Origin of the sequence: Halorientalis persicus (assembly GCF_900110215.1) — an archaeon.
GTDB classification, from domain to species: Archaea; Halobacteriota; Halobacteria; order Halobacteriales; family Haloarculaceae; genus Halorientalis; species Halorientalis persica.
On the sequence record NZ_FOCX01000095.1, the window covers coordinates 1 to 2,471 of the forward strand.

Below are 2,471 nucleotides of genomic sequence, written 5' to 3' on the forward strand. Positions count from 1 at the left end.
CCTAGGGGTGGGGGGATCCCTCTTTCGCGGAAGCTTAGGAAATAGTGGAGAGAGAGGGTTTTATAAGTGAACCGGGCTTAGGAAACGGTGGTGGTGTAGTTATTTATAAGCAATGTAGCTCCGGACGCTTAGGAAGCTTAGGAACCGGGGGTTTTATTGAACTTCCATCTAAGTCTTATTTCTATGGGAATGTTTCAACGAGATCAGCAAATATTCGCGGATGCTGCTCCTCTTGATGATTCCTATGAACCTGAAGACATCCGTGAACGTGATGACGAACTAGAGAAGTATCAACGAGCTCTTCAACCAGTCATTGATAACCGACCAACATCAAACATTTTCCTCTATGGCAAAACTGGGACAGGTAAGACGGTCGCAACTAAATTCATGCTCTCCCACTTGGAGGCCGATGCTGCTACATATGATGATGTTGATCTTTCCACAGTTTGGGTAAGTTGTGAAAATCTCTCGTCATCGTATCAGGTTGCAGTCGCACTTGTTAATGAAATCCGGGAAAGTCAAAACAAGGAAAAAATCAGTACGACGGGGTACTCACAGCAGCGTGTATTCGATATTCTCTATGATGAACTTGATGCACTTGGTGGGACTGTTATCCTTGTTCTTGATGAGATCGACAATATTGGACACTCTGATGATATTCTGTACGGGCTCCCCCGAGCGCGCTCGAACGGTTATGTCGATGAAGTCCGTCCGGTGATTATTGGCATTAGTAACGATTTCAAGTTCCGTGAAAATCTCTCACCAAAAGTTAAGGACACACTCGCTGAAAAAGAAATTCTCTTTCCACCGTATGATGCAAACCAACTCCGGTCGATCCTGAAACCTCGTGCAGAAAAGTCGTTCCATGATGGTGTTCTTGCTGACGAAGTTGTACCATTGTGTTCAGCGTTCGCAGCACAGGATACTGGCTCAGCTAGACAGGCAATTCGTCTCTTACGAGAGGCAGGCGAACTCGCACAGGCAAACGATTGTGAGTCCGTGTCTGAAGATGAAGTCCGAGATGCACAAGAGGAACTCGAAAAGAACCAACTCTACGAGGGTATGCAGGAACTCACGACACAGGGACATGCTGTCCTCTGTGCACTCGCATATCACCAGTCGCTAGAGGAGGTCCCGATCCGGTCGAGTGACCTCTATGAGCGGTACACTAAAATTTGTGAGCGATTGGACGCTGATAGCGTTAGCGAGCGTCGTGTCCGTGATCACCTCTCGGATATGAATATGCTCGGTCTCATTAGTGTCTATGAACACAATGAAGGGCTCTCTGCTGGCCGATATCATGAGTACGAACTTGATGTTCCTCTCACAGCTGTGCTAGATGTTCTTCTTTCAACTAACCGCTTCAAGGATCTTGCTGATATAATTGAATCAACGGCAGACGATAACAATCTGCTACAATCTGATCTCTCCGATTATTAACTTTTACAGAGCGTGTCATAGAACTCTTCACATACTACAGTCGGCACTGTCTATAGTAATCTCCAGAAGTATCTACTCACACTTCTTACCAGGTCCCCGAAAACAAGCGAGGCGCGCCAATTTCGGCGGGTATCCCTGCAAAGACTTCCAGATTCTGCCGTGTTGAATAGCGGTGCTGGTCAGGGCGGCCAAAATTTGAGTCGGCTCATCAGGTGCTGATGCCAGTGGTCTCAAAACCGATATCACTTCACCATGGCTCAGAGAGCGCTATTCAACACAGCACCAGATTCTACTATAGATAAGCTCCGCAGGTGTTCGGCCATCTAACGCCTGATGCGGCCGCTGGTGGTCTTGGAGTGACATGGATACTCGCACCGAGAACTCATCGCTTTTTCAAGCTCACTAACTAGATAGCGACAAGAACCCATTTCAACAGAAAATATATTATTGCATTCTGATAAAAACGCGCGCGAGTTTAGACTAGTTTCAGTACTCAAAATCAAATCTGAAAATAATGTCGGTGAGGATTGAATTATATGGTATGATAATCACGGGGTATGCTATTCCCCCTATCGTGGCAGGTTATTTCGCGAAAAAAACCTGCTGTAGAAGACAAAATTCGCGATTTTGATACTTGGACCGATGTTTTTTATTGTAGGATTAGTTTCGACTCACTAACTCCCCGTCCCCACACAACCTGGAATATACCTATCATAAATGACAAGATGCATAAACGATATTTCGACGAAAGACCGGAGCGAGATGGTCTGTCTTGGCCGTCACGCACAGGGATTAGTTGAGCTTGAACAGCGGCCAGTCCACTTTGAAGACGACAGGGAGAGGCTCCTTAGACCAATCTGAGTAACCCCTCTCACAGCCCCACACACCCCCACACAACCATGTCACTTGAACTAGGGTTCCACATGACCGATGGGCCGTACAGTCCAGAAGAATTCATCAAGATCGTCCCATCGACAGAAGAACTCGACCCAGAACGACTCAGCGGAAAAATCGCCGAACTACAGTCCAGT

1 protein-coding gene is annotated in these 2,471 nt (G+C 46.7%); it reads left to right on the forward strand.

From position 1 onward, the window contains the following. Nucleotides 1-183 precede the first annotated feature (183 nt). Nucleotides 184-1,440, forward strand: coding sequence for an orc1/cdc6 family replication initiation protein (locus BMX17_RS24715; protein ID WP_092665273.1), 1,257 nt, complete (start codon nucleotides 184-186; stop codon nucleotides 1,438-1,440). The last annotated feature ends 1,031 nt before the right edge of the window (nucleotides 1,441-2,471 follow it).

What these genes read in the sequence shown, in the direction of transcription:
- BMX17_RS24715 (WP_092665273.1), top strand. Translation starts at nt 184, where the DNA reads ATGGGAATGTTTCAACGAGATCAGCAAATATTCGCGGATGCTGCTCCT.